Origin of the sequence: Tautonia plasticadhaerens (genome assembly GCF_007752535.1) — a bacterium.
GTDB classification, from domain to species: Bacteria; Planctomycetota; Planctomycetia; order Isosphaerales; family Isosphaeraceae; genus Tautonia; species Tautonia plasticadhaerens.
Genome location: NZ_CP036426.1, coordinates 5,102,046 through 5,121,395, shown reverse-complemented (window position 1 = coordinate 5,121,395; position 19,350 = coordinate 5,102,046). Strand labels below are relative to the sequence as shown.

Annotated in this window: 16 protein-coding genes; 4 read left to right on the top strand and 12 right to left on the bottom strand. The window is 70.9% G+C overall.

All coding sequences use genetic code 11. The annotated features are described in order from the left end of the window. Positions 1-4: 4 nt before the first annotated feature. From ElP_RS20435 to ElP_RS20395, 9 genes are read right to left on the bottom strand one after another with little or no spacing between them, the layout of a single operon-like run. Positions 5-382 carry a YybH family protein gene (locus ElP_RS20435; RefSeq protein WP_145272416.1) on the bottom strand — a complete coding sequence of 126 codons (378 nt, stop codon included), beginning with the start codon at positions 380-382 and terminating at the stop codon, positions 5-7. Beyond that, entirely contained in the window at positions 379-2,112 is a 1,734-nt protein-coding gene (locus tag ElP_RS20430) for a carbamoyltransferase family protein (protein ID WP_145272415.1), read from the bottom strand. The genes ElP_RS20435 and ElP_RS20430 overlap by 4 nt, the downstream gene beginning before the upstream one ends. Continuing rightward, positions 2,093-3,235, bottom strand: coding sequence for a glycosyltransferase family 9 protein (locus tag ElP_RS20425; protein WP_145272413.1), 1,143 nt, complete (start codon positions 3,233-3,235; stop codon positions 2,093-2,095). Before ElP_RS20425 ends, ElP_RS20430 begins: the two co-directional genes overlap by 20 nt. After that, the gene (gene rfaE2 / locus ElP_RS20420) at positions 3,232-4,779 is read right to left on the bottom strand and encodes a D-glycero-beta-D-manno-heptose 1-phosphate adenylyltransferase (RefSeq protein WP_145272411.1); all 1,548 of its coding nucleotides are present in this window, start codon (positions 4,777-4,779) and stop codon (positions 3,232-3,234) included. Before rfaE2 ends, ElP_RS20425 begins: the two co-directional genes overlap by 4 nt. Beyond that, positions 4,776-5,393 (bottom strand): D-glycero-alpha-D-manno-heptose-1,7-bisphosphate 7-phosphatase, encoded by a 618-nt coding sequence (locus ElP_RS20415; RefSeq protein WP_145272410.1) that lies wholly within the window; start codon positions 5,391-5,393, stop codon positions 4,776-4,778. Before ElP_RS20415 ends, rfaE2 begins: the two co-directional genes overlap by 4 nt. Further along, the gene (locus ElP_RS20410; protein WP_145272408.1) at positions 5,390-6,115 is read right to left on the bottom strand and encodes an SDR family oxidoreductase; all 726 of its coding nucleotides are present in this window, start codon (positions 6,113-6,115) and stop codon (positions 5,390-5,392) included. The genes ElP_RS20415 and ElP_RS20410 overlap by 4 nt, the downstream gene beginning before the upstream one ends. Before the next feature lie 19 nt (positions 6,116-6,134). Next, the gene (locus tag ElP_RS20405; protein ID WP_145272407.1) at positions 6,135-7,457 is read right to left on the bottom strand and encodes a glycosyltransferase; all 1,323 of its coding nucleotides are present in this window, start codon (positions 7,455-7,457) and stop codon (positions 6,135-6,137) included. Then, the gene (locus ElP_RS20400; RefSeq protein ID WP_145272405.1) at positions 7,454-8,473 is read right to left on the bottom strand and encodes a glycosyltransferase; all 1,020 of its coding nucleotides are present in this window, start codon (positions 8,471-8,473) and stop codon (positions 7,454-7,456) included. The genes ElP_RS20405 and ElP_RS20400 overlap by 4 nt, the downstream gene beginning before the upstream one ends. Further along, on the bottom strand, positions 8,470-9,495 hold the full coding sequence (locus tag ElP_RS20395; protein WP_197446218.1) for a glycosyltransferase family 9 protein: 1,026 nt from the start codon (positions 9,493-9,495) through the stop codon (positions 8,470-8,472). Before ElP_RS20395 ends, ElP_RS20400 begins: the two co-directional genes overlap by 4 nt. A gap of 487 nt (positions 9,496-9,982) precedes the next feature. Between ElP_RS20395 and ElP_RS20390 the strand changes: the two genes are divergently transcribed. From ElP_RS20390 to ElP_RS20380, 3 genes are all read left to right on the top strand, one after another. After that, positions 9,983-10,840 carry a glycosyltransferase family 2 protein gene (locus ElP_RS20390; RefSeq protein ID WP_145272402.1) on the top strand — a complete coding sequence of 286 codons (858 nt, stop codon included), beginning with the start codon at positions 9,983-9,985 and terminating at the stop codon, positions 10,838-10,840. A 368-nt stretch (positions 10,841-11,208) separates the two neighbouring features. Beyond that, positions 11,209-13,095: an ABC transporter ATP-binding protein gene (locus tag ElP_RS20385; RefSeq protein WP_145272401.1), complete on the top strand. Its 1,887-nt coding sequence runs from the start codon at positions 11,209-11,211 to the stop codon at positions 13,093-13,095. A 28-nt stretch (positions 13,096-13,123) separates the two neighbouring features. Next, positions 13,124-14,929 (top strand): ABC transporter ATP-binding protein, encoded by a 1,806-nt coding sequence (locus ElP_RS20380; protein WP_197446216.1) that lies wholly within the window; start codon positions 13,124-13,126, stop codon positions 14,927-14,929. Between the two features lie 152 nt (positions 14,930-15,081). Here ElP_RS20380 and ElP_RS20375 read toward each other — a convergent pair whose 3' ends face one another. Beyond that, entirely contained in the window at positions 15,082-15,363 is a 282-nt protein-coding gene (locus ElP_RS20375) for a hypothetical protein (protein WP_197446215.1), read from the bottom strand. 92 nt (positions 15,364-15,455) lie between these two features. Here ElP_RS20375 and ElP_RS20370 point away from each other — a divergent pair, with 92 nt between their 5' ends. Then, a complete protein-coding gene (locus ElP_RS20370) occupies positions 15,456-16,787 on the top strand; it encodes an IS4/Tn5 family transposase DNA-binding protein (RefSeq protein ID WP_145272396.1) in 1,332 nt (443 codons plus the stop codon). Positions 16,788-17,096: 309 nt separating this feature from the next. On the opposite strand, the gene ElP_RS20365 is transcribed toward ElP_RS20370, so the two are convergent. Both ElP_RS20365 and ElP_RS20360 read right to left on the bottom strand, forming a co-directional pair. Beyond that, positions 17,097-18,092: a glycosyltransferase family 2 protein gene (locus tag ElP_RS20365; protein ID WP_145272394.1), complete on the bottom strand. Its 996-nt coding sequence runs from the start codon at positions 18,090-18,092 to the stop codon at positions 17,097-17,099. Positions 18,093-18,147: 55 nt separating this feature from the next. Further along, the gene (locus tag ElP_RS20360; protein ID WP_145272392.1) at positions 18,148-19,182 is read right to left on the bottom strand and encodes a glycosyltransferase family 2 protein; all 1,035 of its coding nucleotides are present in this window, start codon (positions 19,180-19,182) and stop codon (positions 18,148-18,150) included. Positions 19,183-19,350: the final 168 nt, after the last annotated feature.

Genomic DNA, 19,350 nt, shown 5'->3' with positions numbered 1-19,350 from the left:
GAGATCACGGCCGGATTGGCGTGTTCTGGTCCTGGACCATCGCCCAGCGGCCGTCTCGCCGGGCGAAGACGAGCGTCAGGTAGCTGGACTGCCGGACGAGTGGACCCTCGGGGGGCTCGTCTCGGTAGTCCAGCCTCAGCACGGCGACTCCGAGATCGGCCGACTCGAACAGCTCGACGGGCTCGGCCCCCAGCGTCCACGTCGTCGAGGAGAACCAGCCCCGGTGCATCCCCTCGAACTCCTCCACCGATCGGACCAGCGACCCCTCGGCCGTGATCAGGACGATCGACGCACCGGGCGCCGGCAGGGTGGCCATCAGGGCCTCGGCATCCCGACGGCGGATGGCGTTGAGGTGGGCGTCCAACGTCTCTCGGAAGGTCATTGCCGGGCCTCGGGCTTCTCGAGCAGGAACGGGCCGATCACCAGGGCGTCCAGGGGCGAGGTCCAGAAGCTCTCCACCGCGTCGCGGGGCGAGCAGACGATCGGCTCTCCCCTGGTGTTGAACGAGGTGTTGATCAGCACGGGGACCCCGGTCCTGGCCTGGAATGCCTTCAATAGGTCGTAATAGATGGGATTCTGCGATTGGTTGATCGTCTGGATTCGGGCCGTGCCGTCGACGTGGCGGACCGCCGGGATCCGGTCGGCCTTCTCGGGCCGGACGTCGTGGACGAAGAGCATGAAGGGCGAGACGCCGGCGCCGGCGAACCAGGCGCTCGCCTCCTCCTCCAGCACGACCGGGGCCACGGGCCGGAAATCCTCGCGGTCCTTGATCTCGTTGAGCTTCGCCTGCATCTCCGCGTGGATCGGCGAGGCGAGGATCGACCTCGCCCCGAGCGCCCGGGGGCCGAATTCCATGCGCCCCTGGTACCAGCCGATGACGCGATCCCGCTCCAGGATGTCGGCGACCTCCCCGGGGACGTCGCCCAGGCGACGATACGGGAGCTTCGACCAGCGGAGGAAGCCCTCGATCTCGTCGTCCTCGAAGCTCGGGCCGAGGAAGGCGTGTTCCATCACCCATCGGCGGTCACTCCCCGGCCGCTCTCGGACGTCAACCCAGAGCGCGGCGCCGAGGGCCGTGCCGGCGTCTCCGGCCGCCGGCTGGATCCAGATGTGCCGGAACGGCCCCCGGTCCCGGAGCCGGGCGTTCATCACGCAGTTCAGGGCGACCCCTCCGGCCATGCACAGGTCGTCGCAGCCCGAGGCCCCGTGCAGCCATCGGGCCAGCTCGATCACCGTGTCCTCGAGCACGACCTGGAGCGAGTGCGCGAGGTCGTAATGCCGCTGCTCCAGGGGGCCGCCGCGTTGTCGGACCGGGCCGAATCGCTCGGCCAGCCGGGGAGGCTCGATCGTGTACTGGCCGTCTTCGCCGAGCCTGATCATCTCCCGGAATTCCGGGGCGAACGCGGGGGAGCCGAAGGAGGCCAGGGCCATCACCTTGTATTCGTCCGACGAGCGCAGGAAGCCGAGGTACTCGGTCAACTCCTCGTAGAGGATGCCGAGCGAGTGGGGCATGTGAACCTGCCCGAGCCACTCCAGCTCGGCCCCCCGGCCGACGGCGTAGCCGGTCGTGGCCCGCTCTCCCCGGCCGTCGAGGGTGAGCACGGCCGCGCGATCGAACGGGGAGGCGTGGAAGGCACTGGCCGCGTGCGCCAGGTGGTGCGCCACGAAGTGCCAGCGGAACCGCCCTCGGGAGCGGGCGTCCCGGAATCGGTCCTTCAAGTGGTGTGGGACGCCGTCGAGTAGCTGCCGGGGGGCGTTGACGATCGACGAGAGGAACAGGGGATCCCAGGCCGCCTCCCACTCCTCGGGGGTGGGGTGGGCGCTCGGCTCCATGGGCAGGGAGATCGTCGCGTCGTTTCGCCGGCGGCCCAGCAGCAAGTACGGGTCGTACGAGTAGGCGACGTGGTCGACGTCGGCCAGGGTGATCCCCGCCTCTCTCAGGCAATATTCGATCGCGTGGAAGGGCAGCTCCCAGGTCGAGAAAGGGACGGGCCGCTTGCCGTGCTTGACGTGGGTGAAGCGCTCGTCCTCCGCCGCGGCGACCACCCGGCCATCGTCGACGAGGCATGCGGCCGGGTCGTGGTAGGCGGCATTAATCCCGAGCGTGTACATGGGCGAACCTCCGAAGATCGTGGCGAGGGGCCGGCGGCCGCCGAGCGGCGGGCTCTCCCAGCAGTTCGAGCGCGGCCCGGACCACCTCGCCGGGCGAGACGAGCCGAAGGCAATCGTGGTGCCCCTCGGGGCAGATGCTCTTGTAGCAGGGCCCGCACGGGACCGCTCGGTTGAGCACCCTGCTTGGCACGGCCCAGGGGGTGTGCTGGAGGTTCGTCAGGGCATACAGGTCCACCACGGGTGTCCCGACCGCCGCGGCAACATGGACCGGCCCGGTGTTGTTGGCTATCAGCAGCGGGGCCCGCTCGATCAGGGCGGCCAGCTCCGCCAGGCCCAGCTCGCCGACGAGCGAGCCGGAGGGCACTCCCATCGCCGATCGGATCGACTTGACCAGTTCCCCCTCAGGGCCGCTCCCGGTGAAGACGACCCGAAGGCCGTGGTCCCGCGCCAGGCTCCGGGCCGCCTCGGCGAAACCCTCCGGAGGGTAACGACGCGAGGGGGCCGTGGCCCCTGGGTGGATGACGATCCAGGGCCCGCCGTCGCCGAACCCTAGGCGAGCCAGGAGCCCGGCAACCCTGCACCGGGCGTCGTCGGGCACCCGGAGCGAGAGCCGTTCATGGGACGGCCTCGAGCCGACCGACGCGACGAGGTCGAGCTGGCGCCGGACCTCGTGGCGGACGAACTGCTCGGGCTCCGGTTCGGCGACCCGGTCGGTGAGCAGGTGGTAGGGGTTCTCCCGGCAGTAGGCCAGCCGGAGTGGGATGTCGGCCAGGTGGCACATCAGGGCTGCCGGCAGCGGGTTCTGGCTGAAGACGGTGAAGATCACGGCCGCGTCGAACCGCCGAAGGCGAAGCCGTTCGATCATCTCCCGATCGGCCCGGCCGTCCGCGCCCGGCGGCGAGGACTTCATCCAGGGAGACTCATAAATCATGTACTCGTCGACCTCGGGCAGCATCGGGCCGGGCGCCGCCCCCGAGGGAGAGGTCAAAAGAGTGATCCGCCGCCCCGGGGCTGATTCCCTGAGGGCCCGCAGCGCGGGGGTCGTCATCAGCACGTCGCCGAGGGCGTCGAGCCGGACGCACAGCACGTGCCTGGCCTGCTCCCAGACGGCCTCCCGGCTCATGCGAACCCTCCCCGGACGTCGGCGACCCCGTCGGCCGGGGCGAACTCGTCGAAGCGGGGGGAGTGCACGCCCTTGCCGGCCAGGCCATACACCGCCCGGATGCGCTCGATGATGTCGGTCGTGGAATGGTCGGCGACGAAGGGCAGGATCTGGACCTCTCCCCCGTATCCCTCCACGATCGCGGCCTCGGGGAGCCGTTCCCGGGTGTAGTCGCCTCCCTTGACGAAGACGTCGGGCCGGACCCTCAGGATGAGGTCGCCCGGCGTGTCCTCGCCGAAGGGGACGATGTGGTCGACGCAGCTCAGGGCAGCGAGCAGTTGCACACGGTCCTCCAGCGCGTTGATCGGCCGGCTGGGCCCCTTGAGCCTTCGGATGCTGTCGTCGGAGTTGACGCCGACGACCAGCACGTCCCCCAGCGCCTTGGCCCGGCTCAGGTAGGAGACGTGGCCGCGGTGCAGGATGTCGAAGCAGCCGTTGGTGAAGACGATCCGGCGCCCGAGGCGCCGATGTTCGTCGAGACGGGCCGCCAGCGCCGAGGCATCGGTCGCCGGCTTGGCCTCGACGGCGAGCTGGTCGCGGAGATCCCGTGCGGAGCAGGAGACCGTGCCCTCCCTCGCCACCACGACTGCGCCGGCGGCCGAGGCCAGGTCGGCGGCGGCGGGGGTCTCCGCCCCGGCGGCCAGGGCGAGGCCGAGGGCGGCGAGGAACGTGTCCCCCGCCCCGGCGGCCTGCGAGTGCCTCGCCGGCTTCGCGTAGGTCCGGTAAGGGGGCCGGCCGCGATCGATCACGATTGCCCCCTCGGCGTCAAGCGTCACCGCGGCCATCCGGGCGCCGGTCTGGTCGAGGAGGGATTCTCCCCGATCGGAGATCGCCTCGACCCGGGAACTACCGCCGCCTCGCCACCCCCCGAGCAGCTGAACGGCCTCCTCGTAGTTCGGCTTGACCGCGGTCGGGCCGACCTCGCGATAGGAGGCGAGATTCTTCGAGTCCACCACCAGGACGCGGGGCGATCGCCGCTGGAGCGCCGTCAGGGTCTCGACAACGGCCGGGGCGAGGACGCCATAGCCGTAGTCCGAGATGATGACGGCATCACAGCTCGGGAACAGGTCGATCAGCCGATCGATCAGCGCCCGCTCGGTCTCCGAGTCGAGCGGGCCAGTGTCCCCTTGGTCGAACCGGACGAGCAGTTGCGACGCGGCGACGACCCGGTGCTTGGCCAGCGTTCGACGGCCCGCTTCGACGAGGACATCGGCCGTGTCGATCCCGAGCCCGGCGAGCGACCGCAGCAGCAGGTCCCCCTCGCAGTCGTCGCCGACGACCGAGAGGAACCGGACCCGGGCCCCGAGGGCGGCGGAGTTGACGGCGGTGTTTGCCGCGCCTCCGGGGGCGTCGTGGCGGCCGTCCAGGGCGACGATCGGCACGGGGGCCTCCCGGCAGAGGCGCCCGGTCGTCCCCTCGAGGTAGGAGTCGAGCATCGCCTCGCCGATAACGAGGATCTCGAGCCCGCGGAACCTGTCGATGAGTTCGGAGAGGGGGAGGCTCATGGGAGGTCCTCAGGAGGTCTGGTGCGTATTGGCCCGAGATCGTCGCCGAGGATGACCCGGGCGGCCTCGGACAGGTCGGCGGCCCGGTGGTGCGGCTGTCGGCCGGGAGTCAGGTCCCATTCGGTCTCGTTGCCGTTGTCGATCAGGACGGTCCTGCAGCCGGCGAGGCGGCCGGCCTCGACGTCGTCCAGGATGTCTCCCACGAGCCAGGACCGCCCGAGGTCGATCCCCATCGCCCGAGCCGCCTCCAGGAGCATGCCCGGCCGGGGCTTCCGGCAATCGCACCGCTCGGCATACCCGGGGACCGATCCGCCGGGGTGGTGCGGGCAGTAGGAGAAGCCGGAGAGCGTCACGCCGGCCTCGGCCAGCAGTTCCTCGACCCTGGCCCGGACCGGCCCGAGCGCGCCCTCTGGGAAAAGCCCCCGAGCCACGCCCGACTGGTTCGAGACGACGATCAGCCTGAAGCCGGCCTCGTGCAGGGATCGCAGCCCCTCCGGCGCGCCCGCAGCCAGCCGGATCAGCGCCGGGTCGACGTTGTAGGGGACGTCGTCGATCAAGGTCCCGTCCTTGTCGAGGAAGACCGCCCGGTCTCCCGGGGCAGTGGGTCGAATCATGGCCAGGAAGTCTCTCGCATGGGGATGACCATCACTTCCGGGATGACCGTCTCGTCGGGCTGGGTCAGCACGAACCGGACCGTCTCGGCGACGTTGGCCGGGTCCTGGAGCACCCCGGGGTCGAGGTCGGGGAACCGGTCGAGCAGGAAAGGCGTCCGCATCCCGCCGGCCACCACGGCCGTGACCTTGACGCCATGCGGCCGGGCCTCGGCGTGCAGGGCATGGCTCAGCCCGAGCAGGCCCCACTTGCTGGCGTGGTAGGCCGCCGCGTTCGGCCAGGCCCGCTTGGCCGCGGTGGAGACGATGTTGACGATATGCCCGCCGCCCTGGGACCTCATCTCCTTCATCGCATGCTTGGACATGATGAACGGGCCGCTCAGGTTCACCCCGAGGATGCGGCCCCAGTCGGCGACCGACAGATCCTCGACGGAGACCGTTAGGTCGACTCCGGCGTTGTTGACGAGCACGTCGAGGCGGCCGCGCTCGGCGACGATCCGGCGGATCGCCTCGGTCGCCTGCTCCTCCGACGCGACGTCGAGCCGGACCGCCGAGGCCTGGCCGCCCTCGGCCCGGATCGCGTCGGCGACGGCCCGGGCACGTTCCTCGCGGACGTCGGCCGACACGACGGTCGCACCGGCCCGGGCGAGCGACCGGCAGATCGCCTCGCCGAGGCCCTGGCCGCCGCCGGTGACCATTGCGACCTTCGACTCAAGACTGCTCACGGGAAGCTCCTCAAGGGGGTCAGGAAGACGGGCGGATCCCGGGCGTCTCGGGTCGGAACGCCGGCCGGGCGGACGACGTCGATCGGTTCGCCCATGCTCGGGCGCAGCCCGAGTAGTGCGAGGGAATCAACTCCTCGTAAACGGCGGAGACGGACTCGGCGACCCGAGCCCAGGTGTAGCGGGATCGGGCGACGTGCACGGCTCGGCGGCCGAAGGCCCGGAGCCGCTCCGGGTCGCCCAGCAGGTCGGCGAGCCGGGCGGCCAGCGCCGGCGGGTCCTCCGGCGGGACGAGGTACCCGGTCCGGCCGTCCTGGACCGTCGACCTGATCCCCCCGACCGCCGAGCCGACGACCGGCGTGCCGCAGGCCATCGCCTCCAGCGGCGTGATGCCGAAGGGCTCGTACCACGGGGTCGTGATGAAGACATCGGCGGCGCTGTAGTAGGCGTTCAGGGCGTCTCGGCCGCGGCTCCCGACGAAGGTCACGGCGTCGGCCACCCCCTCCCGTTCGGCGATCGCCATCAGCCGGCCGATCTCGGGCGTGAGCCGCGGGTCGGGGGTGCTCGACTCCCCGCCGACGATCAGCAGTCGGGCGGGGATCCCGGAGCCGTTCCGGAGGAGGGCCAGGCCCCGGATGACGTTATCCACCCCCTTGCGCGGGACCATGCGGCCGAGCTGCAGCAGGATCGGCCCGTGGCCGTCGAGGCCGAGCATCGCCCGGGCCAGCGGCTTGGAGAGCGGCCGGAACTCGTCGGGGTCGAAGCCGCAGGGGACCGTCCGGATCCGGGCCGGGTCGGCACCGTAGAGGATGTGCAGGTCGTCCTCGTCCTGGGGGCACTCGGCGATAATGCGGTCGGCCTCGCGGACGGCGCGGTCCTCGATCGCGAGCCGCTCTTCGGGGAAGGCGTCCGCCCCACCCTGGTGCAACCGACGGACCCGGCCCAGCGCGTGGAAGGTGACGACGAACGGCGTCTCGACCACGCGCTTCACCTCGGCCGCGACCAGCGCCGACAGGAAGAAGTTCGCGTGGACGAGATCGTACGGACGGCGCCGGCAGTGCCGGAGGACGAATTCGATGAACTCGCCCATGTAGGGCAGAAGCTCCTCCTTCCGCACCCGGCCGGCCGGCCCGGCGGGGACGTGGATCACGCGGCCCCCCTCGCCCCAGGGGACGATGTCGGGCAAGTTGCCAGCGTCGCGCCGGGTGAAGATGTCCACGCGGTCGCCTCGCGCGACAAGGTGCCGCGCAAGCTGGCCGACGTAGACGTTCTGGCCGCCGCCATCGACGCCGCCGAGCGTCGCCAGGGGAGACGCGTGGTCGCTGATCAGGGCGATCCGCCTCATCGCACACCTCCCGAGGCGAGCGCCGACGCGGGCCGATGCCGGTCCCGGCCCGATGCCGGCCTCCCGGTGACGTCGGCGAAGGCCCGCTCCCAGTCCCGTGCGAAGCGATCGATGCCGAACCGCTCCCGGGCGGTCCGCCGGGCCCCCTCGCCGAGCCTTCGGGCCTCGTCCGGGTCGTCGAGGAGGCGTCGCATCTGCACGATCAGGCGATCGAGATCGGTGTCGACGTGGCCCGAGACGCCGTTCTCGACGACCGATGCCAGCTCGGTGGTCGCCAGGCCGACGATCGGCAGGCCGATCATCATCGCCTCGATGATCGCCAGGCCGAGGCTGGTCCACCGGATCGGGTTGAAGAAGAAGCGGTATCGGGCCTCGAAGGCCGCCAGGTCCGGCGGCCGCACCTCGCCCAGCCCGCCCAGCGACTCGGCGTCCATCCCGACCAGGTCGAGCGGGATGTGGGCTCGGGCCCGGGAGAAGACGTCGGCCCCCAGCAGCCGACCGCGACGCAGGAGGTGGTTGACCACAACGATCCCGCGGTCGATCTCCCCGGTGTACCGGACCCCGTCGGGCACGAAGACTCCGTGCTCGATGACCCGGCTCGGCGTCCGGCCGTCGTCCCACATCAGGTCGTTGAAGGGCGTGACGTGGACGAGCAGGCCGTTGGGGTCGTCCGACCAGTGTCTCGTGTCGGTCGGGTGCGCCCGGGGAGGGTCGTGCTCCAGGTAAATCCGCGGCAGTCGCATCTGGCGATCGCTCAGGATCTCGTGACGATCGACCTCGAAGTTCCGGCGCGACTGGTACAGCACGCAGTCGAACTCCAGCTCGCGGACCGCCTCGGCCGGCACGTCTCGGACGCGGTCGGGAAACGGAAAGGTCGGCCCTCGCCCCCCGTAGCCGTCTCGCCCGCCGGGCCGGACCGGCAGATAGAACTCGACATCCGCCCGCGACAGGTAGAGCAGGTAGTTGCCGTGGACGTGCCACGTCAGGACCCGGAGTGGCTTCATGTCGATCCTCATTCGCCTGCGATCGTGAATGGTTGGAGCGTCCCGGGACTTCGGCGGCCGGGGCCGACCCGCCCGAGCCGCAGGAGATCCTCGGCCTCGGCGATCACTGCGCCCGGATGCACGTCAGGTGCGGGGCAGAGGACGCGGTGGAGCCGGGAGTCGGCGGGGGCCCAGCGGCTCGGGTTGTCCCCGGTCGAGAGGACGACGCTCGGCACGCGGAGGGCCGCCGCGACGTGGGACACGCCCGTGTCGTTGCAGATCAGCAGCCTGGCCCCGCTCAGCAGGGCCCCCAGCGCGCCGAGGCCGGTCCGCCCGGTCATGTCGAGAAACGGCCCCCGCAACCCGCGGGCCACCGCCCGGGCTCGATCGGCCTCGGACGCGGTCCCGGTCAGCACAACCTTCAGGCCGCACCGAGACAGGGTTTCGGCCACGGCGGCGAAGCGCCCGGGCGGCCAGCAGCGCCCGGGGACGCTCGCTCCCGCATGAATGCAGCAATAGCGCATCGGCCCCAGTTCCTCTTCCCCGAGCGCCTCGCGGAGCGACCGCGCATCAGACTCGTCCAGGGGGAATTCCAGCTCCTCGCCCCGGGGAGGCGCCCCGAGATATTCCGGGAGCCGGAGCAGGCGGCGGACCTCCAGTCCCTCCTCCGGCCAGGGCATGAACGTCTCCGGGTCGGGGCAGCGTCCGCCAAGCCGGAAGAAACCCGCGCACCGTCCGGCGCCGATCCGCTCCACCAGGGGGTTGGTCAGCAGCCCGCTGCCGTGCATCTGGACCGCCAGGTCGAACCGCTCGGCCTGCAACTCGGAGAAGAACCCGGGGATGCGGCCGACCTCCGGGGCACGCTCGGGCAGCCCCGGGAAGCCGGGGAACTCGCGGAAACCGTCGAGATACCGGCGGAACCGGGAGGCGAAGGATTTCGCCCAGGGGAGGCCGATCAGGACCAGCTCGGCATCGGGCAGCGCCGCCCGGAACGCCCGCAAGGCCGGGACGGCGCAGAGCATGTCGCCCAGCTGAAGCGCCCGGAAGATGGCCACGCGCCGCGGCCTCCCCGGCCCCGACGACGGCCCGAGCAGGCGGCACTCCAATCCTGAATGGTCCCGAGGCCCGTCGACCCGTGGACCTGGAGAGGATGGCCCGGGGATCGACGCCATGAGGCCGTTCGTGGCCGGGCGGCCCGCGACGCCGAAATCACACGAATACTCTTTTAATTGAGAATGTGAAAACATTGCCGAATTTTTTAGTTGCCGGTGGACCTCCACACGCTCTGGCCCGCCATGGCGGGCCAGGGCCAGGCGTCCCGGATGACCCGGGGAACGGGGCGTCTTGCCAGCAATTCTCATTCCTGCATGGCAGAGAAGACATCCGAAGTCGCCTCGCCCCGAATCCAGGGCCATCCCGCCGAACGACGGCGCATGATTCTCGGAAGAATCGGCATGGTCGTCGGCGTTTGGCATGCACCCTGCAGAATGGGTGCGAAGGAATCGGCATCGAGGCGCAGTGGCACGAGAGAGACCAGCGGAGATGGATCCTCGGATCTCGGTCGTGATCGCGACCCGTGATCGGCGGGGACGGCTCGGGGCGACGCTCGACTGGCTGCGGGCCCTCCCGGAGTCTCCTCGCGTCATCCTGGTCGACAACGGCTCCCGGGACGGGACGGCCGATCTCGTTCGGGACGCGTACCCCGAGGTCCGGCTGGTCGCGCTCGGGAGGAATCTCGGCGCCGCGGCCCGCAACGTGGGCGTGCGGGAGGCCGACTCGGCCTACGTCGCATTCAGCGACGACGACTCCTGGTGGGCGTCGGGAGCGTTGAGGATCGCGGCCGATCGCCTCGACGACCACCCGACGCTCGCCCTGGTCGCGGCCCGCGTGCTCGTCGAGCCATCGGGCCGGATCGACCCGACCTGCCTGGAAATGGCCTCCAGCCCGTTGCCGCGCCACGAAGGCCTGCCGGGCTCTCCGGTCCTCGGATTCCTCGCATGCGGCGCGGTCGTCCGCCGGTCCGCGTTCCTGGAGGTCGGCGGCTTCGAGGCCCGCTTCGGGGTCGGTGGTGAGGAGGAGCTGCTCGCGATCGACCTGGCGGCATCCGGGTGGGGCCTCTGCTATTGCGACGACGTCGTCGCGCACCACCACCCGGTGGCCTCCGGCCCGAGGCCGGGGCGACGCCGCGTCCAGTACCGCAACGCGCTCTGGTCGGCCTGGCTCCGACGGCCGCTCTGGTCCGCGATGCATGGCACCGCCCGCCTCGCCGCGGCCGGCTACCGGGATCCGGATGCTCGAGCCGCGTTGCGAGACGCCCTCTCGGGGCTCCCCTGGGTCATCCGCCGCCGCCGCCCGATCCCCCCCGAGGTCGAGCGGGCCCTGCTCGCGCTCGGACGCTGATCCACATCGCGGGTCCACCACGGTCCCGAGACGACCTCCTCGATCGTCGTCGGCCCCTCGGACCAAAGCCTCGCGACCGGCGGACTCCCACTGCAAGACTCCCCTCGGCGAAGCGGGTCCCCGGGGCACGGCCGGGGCAGATGATTTCTCCATGAGAAGGGCTTTCGATGGCGTCCGACGCCAACGAAGCCTGCGTCCTCGGCGATCGCATCCGGAGGTCGAGCGGAATTTCGGGAGGCAGTTGCGAACCGCCTTGGCAGGCCGTAAGAACTCAGATAGAGTAAATTTCTCATGGAAAAGACGCGGCACGAAGGCGAGTCGCGGCCTGATGATCGTTCGTCGTTGAACTCGACACGGATAGTCCTGGCGTGAGCACTGCGAGACGAATCCGCTGCTGGCTTGCCCCGTATCGGGTGCGTGTGGCCCTCGCGCTCGGCCTGACCGTGACGGCCTGCCTGCTGACCCTGGCCGTGCCGCTCCTGGTCAGGGAGCTGGTCGATCGGGTCGTGATCGGGGAAGACTGGCGGGAGCTGCCCCTCCTCTCGGGAGCCCTGCTCCTCGTCTTTGCGGCCCAGGCGGGGTTGAACCTGGCGAACGCGCTGATCGTCGGCCGGGTCGGGCTGGACGTCGTCCGGGACCTCCGGCATGGCATCTACGAGCGGCTCCAGCGGCTCGGCCTGACGTACTATGACCGCACCCCGACCGGGGCGATCATCTCTCGGATGATGGACGACGTCGGCGCGATCCAGGGCTTCATCTCAGGCCAGACCGTGACGGTCCTCACCGACCTGGGCACGACCGCCGCCATCGGCGCCGTCCTGCTCTGGCAGAACGGTTGGCTGGCCCTGGTGGCCCTGACATTCGTGCCGTTGTACCTGCTGGCCTACCGCGCGTTCCTCCCGAGGATCCGAGCGAACAGCACCGCGATCCGATCGAAGATGGACCGGATCTTCGGACACCTGAAGGAGCGGATCGACGGCGTGCAGGTGATCAAGGTCCACGCCCGGGAGCAGGCCGAGGAGGAGGACTTCGCCACCATGCTCGGCGACGCCCATGGGCCCCGAGTCCGGGAGGCGCGCCTCGGGGCCGCGTTCGCCAACCTCAGCGGGGCCATCAGCGCCCTGGGCACGGCGTCGGTCTTCGCCGCGGGGGCGTTCGAGGTGCTGCACGGCCGGATGACGCCCGGCGGCGTGGTGGCCGCCTCGACCCTCGCGGGGATGCTCTTCGGCCCGATCGGCCGGCTCGCGGACCTGGCCTATGTCTTCGAGCAGGCCGGCGCCAGCGTCGATCGCCTGGGAGAGATCCTCGACCTCCGGCCCGACATCGTCGAGCCGGCCGAGCCGATCGCTCTCGGGCGGGTCTCCGGGCGGGTCGAGTTCGATCGCGTCGGCTTCGGCTACGCCCCGGGCCGGCCGGTCGTCTGGGACGTGAGGCTCCGCGTCGAGCCCGGCACGAAGGTCGCCCTGGTGGGACCGACCGGCTGCGGCAAAAGCACGCTTTTGAACCTGTTGATGCGATTCTACGACCCGACCTGGGGCGAGATCCGCCTCGACGGCACGCCCATCCGGCACGTCGCCACCGACGACTTGCGCCGTCAGATCGGCGTGGTGCTCCAGGACCCGGTGGTCTTCCGGGCCTCTCTGGCCGAGAACATCCGCTATGGGAACCCTGGGGCGACCGACGCTCAGGTTGAGGCCGCCGCCCGGGCCGCTCTGGTCCACGACTTCGCCATGGAGTTGCCCGAAGGTTACGAGACGCTCGTCGGCGAGGGGGGACGCCCCCTGAGCCAGGGCCAGCGGCAGCGGCTGGCGATCGCCAGGGCGCTCTGCGTCGACCCGGCGATCGTCGTGCTCGACGAGGCGACCAGCTCGCTCGACACGGCTAGCGAGTCTGCGATCCAGGAAGCGTTGGCCAACCTGCTGCGTGGCCGCACCGCGTTCATCGTCGCGCACCGCCTGACGACGATCGTCGACGCCGACCTGATCGTCGTCATGGAAGGCGGCCTGGTCGTCCAGAAGGGGACCCACGACCGGCTGATCACAGAGCCCAACGGCCTCTACCGTCGCCTTTGCGCCCGACAGTTCGGGCTGCCCGAGGCCCCCGCGATGTCGGGCTTCGGCCCGGCTCCCGCCCGGATCGAACCGGCTCGGGCGATCGCCGGGACGCCGGGCGTCCCGGCGTCCACCTTGGCCAGGGAGGCCGGGCCCCTCTCGATCCCCCTGCCCGATCCCATCCCGGCCGATGTCCGAGCCTGAGACGAATCCTGGTGAGGTCGCCCCCACGATGCCCACGACACCCCTCCCGGCCGCCTCTCCCCTCGAACGCCTGGAGGCCGAATTCCTGCGACCGTACCGTGTCCAGCTCTCCCTGGGGGCCATCGGCCTGCTGGCGCAATCGCTTCTCCTGCTCCCGATCGCGCCGATCCAGGGCCGGGTGCTCGACCGCCTCGTCGGCCTGGCAGCCCGAGGCGGGCCGGCCGGCATCGCTGAGTCGGACGAGGCGACCCGGGTGATCCTGGCCGGGCTGAGCGTGTCGGCCGCCTGCATCATCGCCCGGGCGCTGCTCGCCTGGCGGGTCTCGGCGATGATGGGCCGGATCGCCCAGGAGGTCGTCGTCGCCCTGCGAGGCGGCCTGAATCGCAAGCTCCTCCGCCTGCCTATGGCCTACTTCGACGCCCAGCAGACGGGCAAGCTGATGGCTCGCGTCACCAGCGACGTCGGCTCGGTCCTGACGTTCATCAACAGCGGCTCGCTCCAGCTCATCAACGACCTGATCCTGGCCGCCGGCATCGCCGTCGTGCTCGCCTGGCTCGAATGGCGGCTGGCCCTGGTGGCGCTGGTGGTTGTGCCGCTGTACGCCCTGAACCACCGGGCGTTCTCCAGGCGGATCCGCCGGCTATCGAGCGAGATCCGGTCGCAGATCGCCGTCCTCTACGCGTTGCTGAGCGAGCGCGTGTCGGCCGTCCGGATCGTCAAGTCGTTTGCTAAGGAAGAGGCCGAGCTGTCGGCCCTGGACGAGCGGATCGACGCCCATCGCAGCATGAGCTGGCAGAACTCGAGGGCCGCCGCGTCCCTCGGGGCGCTGGCGACGCTCATCAGCGGCCTTGGCACGGTCCTGGTCGTCGGCTACGGGGCCCTCCTCGTCGGGCGAGGCGACCTGAGCTTCGGCCAGTTGATGGCGTTCTATGCGTTGATCGGCCAGCTCTACGGGCCGATCGTCCGGCTCACCCAGTTCTCGGCCTCGGCGACAGCCACCCGCATCTCCATCGAACGACTTTTCGAGGTCTTCGACGAGCCCGAGCCGATCGCCGATCGCCCCGGCGCCCTGCCCCTCGATGCGACCTTCGGGGCGATCTGCTTCCGGGACGTCCGCTTCTGCTACGCCCCCGACTCCCCGGCGGCGATCGACGGACTGAACCTGGAGATCCGGCCGGGGGAGACGGTCAGCATCCTCGGCGCCTCCGGCTCCGGAAAGAGCACGCTGCTCGCCCTGATCCTCCGGCTCTACGACCTGACCGAAGGTTGTGGTGCCCTCCTCGTCGATGGCACGGACGTCCGCGACCTCCGGCTCGGCGACCTCCGCCGCAGGTTTGCCCTAGTGCCGCAGCGGGCGATGCTGTTCGAGGGGACGATCCGTTCGAACCTCCTGTACGCCTGCCCCGAGGCGTCCGAGTCTCGGATGCGTCGGGCCCTCGAGGTGGCCGACCTCGCCGCGACGATCGACGCGATGCCGCTCGGCCTGGATACCCCGGTCGGAGAGCGAGGCCTTTCCCTCTCGGGGGGCCAGCGTCAGCGGCTGGCGCTGGCTCGGGCCGTCGTGGCCGACCCGTCGGTGCTCCTGCTGGACGACTGCACCAGCGCCCTCGACGCCGAGACGGAGGCCCGCGTCCAGGTCGCCCTCGCGGAGGCTCGGCCCGGCCGGACCACGCTGATCGTCTCGCACAAGGTCGCTTCCTTCCGCCGGGCCGATCGGATCCTCATCCTCGAAGGGGGCCGGGTCGTCGAGCAGGGCTCCCACGACGACCTAATCAGCCTCGGAGGCCGTTACGCCGAGACCTTCAGCCGGCAGACGCGCTCGCTGGCGGCCTGATGCCCCTTGTCGGCCGACGACTGATTTTCGGGAGCGGTCGCCCCCCCACCCAACCTGCCTTCGGCGACGTTTCTCCGACATCAGTGGGATGGTGTGAGGAGTGGTTCGATCTGTTTCGCCTTTGAGTTGTCTGGACGGGGTCTTGATGGTACTCACGCCGCTGCTGGCAGGCCAGCGGCGAGGTCTCGTCGCACCTGACTCGGCGGCCGATGGCCATGGCGGCCGATCAACCACCGCTCGTCGTAGGTGTGCTTGAACTCCCGCAACGCCTCGGACAGCTCGGCGACCGTGGCGAAGGCCCGTATCCACAACAGCTGCTCCTCGGGCGTGCGGATGAACCGCTCGGCGCGGCCGTCCCCCTGCGGCTCCCGCACGAAGCTCGGCGAGCTGGCCATGCCGAGGGACTCCAGCTCCCGGCGGAAGTCATCGCTCATGTGGGCACTGCCGCTTGTCATTCCCCAAATCTTGGTAGCATGGTCGAAGCTTCTCCTCCGCGCTCTCGTCCCCTTGGTGAGGAGGCCCGGCGATGGAGCGGCCGATTCCCCCCGAACCTGAGCCGACCCGTTGGGCCTCGGCCCACTTCGCGGGGGCCGACCTCGCCGATGTCCGCCGCGTCCGCAGGGTCGTCCGGATCGCCGGGGCCTGGGCCGACCGGCCCGGTCGCAGCATCCCGGCTCCGTTCGAGGACCGCTACGACATCAAGGCGGCCTACCACCTGTTCGACCACGCCGACGCCACCCCCGAGCGCCTCCAGGCCGGGCACCGCGGGCTCGTGGCCGAGGCCCTTCGACAGCGGGGGACCTCCCTGCTGATCGAGGACACGACCGTCATCTCCTACCCCGGCCGCCGGCCGGTCCCCGGCCTGGGTACGGTCGGCTACTCCGGGCGGGGCCAGACGGGATTCCACCTGCACACCGTCCTGGCGGCCCGTTGGCCGGGGCAGGTCCGCCCCGACGCGCACGGCCGGCGGCCCGCCCTGGAGGTCCTCGGCCTGGCCGACCAGCAGTCCGACGTCCGAGCACCCTTGCCGGCCGGCACGACCCGCCGTCGGCCGCCGGCCCGCAAGCCGACCGACCCGCCTAAGTCCTGGGAGCGGGCCACCGAGCGGGTCGGCCCGGCCCCCGAGGAGGCCGCGGTCCGCTGGGTGCGGGTCTGCGACCGCGAGGCGGACATCGACGAGTTCCTCCGCAGCTGCCAGCGGGCCCGACACGGCTTCGTCGTGCCCGCGGCGCGCGACCGTATCGTGATGGACCCGGCGACCGGCCGGCCCGACGGCTCGCTGCGCCGCCAGGTCGCCGCCTCGGCGGCCCTCGGCCAGTTCGTCCTCCAGTTGCGGTCGCGACCGGGCCGGGCCGCGCGGTCGGCGACGCTGTCGGTCAGCGTCACCCCGGTGGCGCTGGTCGCCCCGCGGCGGCTGGGCCGGGCCGCCGACGCCACGGAGCGGCTGACCTGCACGGCGGTGCGGGTCTGGGAGGAGCACCCGCCCGAGGGCGTCGAGCCGCTGGAGTGGGTCCTGATGTGCGACGCCCCGGTCGCGGGCCGCGACGCGGCGATCGGGCGGGCCTCGCAGTACTCGGCGCGGTGGCTGGTCGAAATGAATACACGCTTGTTGAAGACAGTGATGCAAATGGAGATGTTGCGGCCCTGGAGCCCGGCCCTGGTGCGCAAGGAGTTGGCGGCCCGCATGCTGGCCTACAACCTGATTCGGGAGCTGATGGCCGAGGCGGCGCGGGCCGGGGGGATGGAACCGCGGCGGCTGAGCTTCAAGGGGGCACTGCATATGGTGGGGGCATTCGAAGCGGGCCACCTGGACGACCCGGCGCAGATCGCGGCGGACCTGCCGCTGCTGCTGGGCTGATCGCGCTGAAGTGGGTGGGCGACCGGCCGGACCGCTACGAGCCGCGGGCGGTGAAGCGGCGGCCGAAGCCGTACGCTTGGCTTAAGGTCCAGAGGTGGGCGGCCCGGCGGCAGATCGCCCGCGGGCTCCGGACCTGCGAGAAGGCATATGAGCAGGGCCGAGCCGACAGCGGAGATACATCAAGCCGGGTGAAGGGGTTGCGTTATCCTGGCGCCATTCGGGCTTACCCATGTCGTCAGGATGGCGGCGGGTGGCCGGGGCATCCTGGTTGGCAGTGTGTCCATCGGGCCGATCCGGGCGGGATCGCGATCAACCCGGCATGGGGGGCGAGACCGGGGTCGGATCCGGGTTCGGGACCGGGGCGGGGCGCCAGGGCGGCGTCGGGATGGGGCCTGGCAGCGGCTTCTTCAGCAGGGCGCAGGCTAGCAGCCGCCAGCCGGCCGGCCGCCAGGGGATCAGCCGGACAGCCTCCAGGCCGTACTCGAGGGCCATCCGCCGGTCCCCCTGCATGAACCCCGACCAGCCGCACCAGGTATAGAAGCCCAGGAGCGAGTCCCGGTCGACCGGACGCCACGGCGCCCGCGGGACGAACCGGGGAGTCAGGCCTCGGCGGGCACAGGCGTCGTCGGAGGCGCGGCGGAAGTTCTGCAACTGGAGTCGCTGCCGGCGCTCGCTGACCGACTGCGCATGCAGCCGGTACTTCAGCAACGGCTCCTGGATGTTGCCCAGCCGGCCCCGATCGCCCAACTTCAGGAACAGGTCGATGTCCTGAGCCGTCGAGAAGCTCTCGCAGTAGCCGCCGACGGCCCGCACCACGTCTGCACGCATCATGACGCTGGGGTGGCACAGCGGGCAACTGCCGGAGAGGGCCTCGTCCTGCAGGGCCTCGTCGTCATCGGGGTCGACGTGGCCGAGCGAGATCGGCCGCCCCTTGGAGTCGATGAAGACGACCCAGCTGCCGACGCAGACGCACTCCGGGCGCGCCCGCATGTAGGCGACCTGCCGCTCCAGGCGGTCCGGCCGGGCGACGTCGTCGGAGTCCATGCGGGCCAGCAGCTCGCCCCGGGAGTGCGCCACCATCTCGTTGAGGGCGCCGACGATGCCCGTGTTCGGCCGGCTGATCACGCGGACGCGGCCGTCGGCGGCGGCGTAGCGATCCAGGATCGCCAGGGTGCCGTCGGTCGAACCGTCATCGAGGACGATCATCTCGAAGTCCTCGAACGTCTGCTCGAGGATGCTCTCGACGGCCTCGGCCAGGTACCGCTCGGCGTTGTAGGCCGGCATGACGACGGAGACAGCGGGCATGGTGTTCCTCGGGGGGGCTCCTGTTCACAACCTCGTCGTTACGACGCCTGCTCGATCACGGTCCGGGAGCGGCCCGGGGACGGTCGAGGCCCAGTGACTGCCTGACGATCAGCTTGAGCGCCCAGCGGCGGCGAGACCAGATGTCGTGCCTCCATCGGCCCGAGGGATCGCACGCGACGGCCTGGCGGAGGTGACGCAGCCCCGAGCGGTAATCGCCCCGCGTCAGGGCCCGGTCGGCCTCTCGAAGCATCACATGGCGGACCCAGTCCAGCTTCCCGAGGCCGATCGATGGATGGAGCTCGGTCGGCATGTAAGGCCTGACGATCGAGATGGCCCGGCGGATATCCGGCACCACGGCGCCAGCCTCCATCAGTGCGGCCGTCTCGCTCCCCTCGTGCTGGCGGTAGCAGGCGAGTGGGCTGGGCTCGTACCAGACCGGGTAGCGGGAGGCGATCCGGCACCACATCTCCCAGTCGAGATTGTACCGCAGGTCGCCCTGGAAACCGCCCAGCGCCTCGTACGTAGACCGCCGCACGACGATCGAGGGGCACTGGATCGGCTGGAACGAGCTCAGTCGCACCAGCAACGACTCCAGGACTCCGGCGGCGCGCCCCTCCAGGTGGGAGAGGGCGGTCCAGTGGCCGTCACGGTCGGCGAAGAACTGGCGGCAGAAGGCGGCGCCGACCCCGGGGGCCTCGGCCTCGGCCCGGCCGAGTTGCTCGTAGAAGCCGGGCAAGATCCAGTCGTCCTGGTGCAGGAGATGGACCCAGTGGCCCCGTGCCAGGCCGATGCAGCGGTTCCAGTTGCCGGCCAGGCCGAGGTTCTCGGCGGCGCGGTGGAACTCGACGCGAGCCGGCGCCAGCCGTCGCACGATCGCCTCGGCGCGGTCGACACCCGCCGACGCATCGTCGACCACGGCGATCTGCATGCGATGGGGCCCGGGATCCTGGTCGAGGACCGATCGCAGCGACTGCTCCAGGTAGTCGCCGGCGTTGTAGGCCGGCATCATCACCGACCAGAACGGGCGGTCGAGCCCCTCGGAGACCGGCTCGATCGGTGGCACGGCGGACGGGTCTCGGGCGGGGCTCATGTCGCTAACTCTTCGAGGTGGGTGCTGGTCGAGGCTGCCGGTCGTGCGCCGTGGTCAGGAGGTGGCCTTCCAGCCGGTCGATGACAGTGTCCAGGCTCCAAAACGTGGCGACGTGCCTCCGGGCGGCGAGGCCGACCTCTCGGGCCAGCCCCAGGTCTGCCGTGTGTC

Bases quoted from the DNA above. Each gene is read 5' to 3' on its own strand.
- ElP_RS20435 (WP_145272416.1), bottom strand. From the start codon at position 382: ATGACCTTCCGAGAGACGTTGGACGCCCACCTCAACGCCATCCGCCGT.
- ElP_RS20430 (WP_145272415.1), bottom strand. From the start codon at position 2,112: ATGTACACGCTCGGGATTAATGCCGCCTACCACGACCCGGCCGCATGC.
- ElP_RS20425 (WP_145272413.1), bottom strand. From the start codon at position 3,235: ATGAGCCGGGAGGCCGTCTGGGAGCAGGCCAGGCACGTGCTGTGCGTC.
- rfaE2 (WP_145272411.1), bottom strand. From the start codon at position 4,779: ATGAGCCTCCCCCTCTCCGAACTCATCGACAGGTTCCGCGGGCTCGAG.
- ElP_RS20415 (WP_145272410.1), bottom strand. From the start codon at position 5,393: ATGATTCGACCCACTGCCCCGGGAGACCGGGCGGTCTTCCTCGACAAG.
- ElP_RS20405 (WP_145272407.1), bottom strand. From the start codon at position 7,457: ATGAGGCGGATCGCCCTGATCAGCGACCACGCGTCTCCCCTGGCGACG.
- ElP_RS20400 (WP_145272405.1), bottom strand. From the start codon at position 8,473: ATGAGGATCGACATGAAGCCACTCCGGGTCCTGACGTGGCACGTCCAC.
- ElP_RS20390 (WP_145272402.1), top strand. From the start codon at position 9,983: ATGGATCCTCGGATCTCGGTCGTGATCGCGACCCGTGATCGGCGGGGA.
- ElP_RS20380 (WP_197446216.1), top strand. From the start codon at position 13,124: ATGCCCACGACACCCCTCCCGGCCGCCTCTCCCCTCGAACGCCTGGAG.
- ElP_RS20375 (WP_197446215.1), bottom strand. From the start codon at position 15,363: ATGAGCGATGACTTCCGCCGGGAGCTGGAGTCCCTCGGCATGGCCAGC.
- ElP_RS20370 (WP_145272396.1), top strand. From the start codon at position 15,456: ATGGAGCGGCCGATTCCCCCCGAACCTGAGCCGACCCGTTGGGCCTCG.
- ElP_RS20365 (WP_145272394.1), bottom strand. From the start codon at position 18,092: ATGCCCGCTGTCTCCGTCGTCATGCCGGCCTACAACGCCGAGCGGTAC.
- ElP_RS20360 (WP_145272392.1), bottom strand. From the start codon at position 19,182: ATGAGCCCCGCCCGAGACCCGTCCGCCGTGCCACCGATCGAGCCGGTC.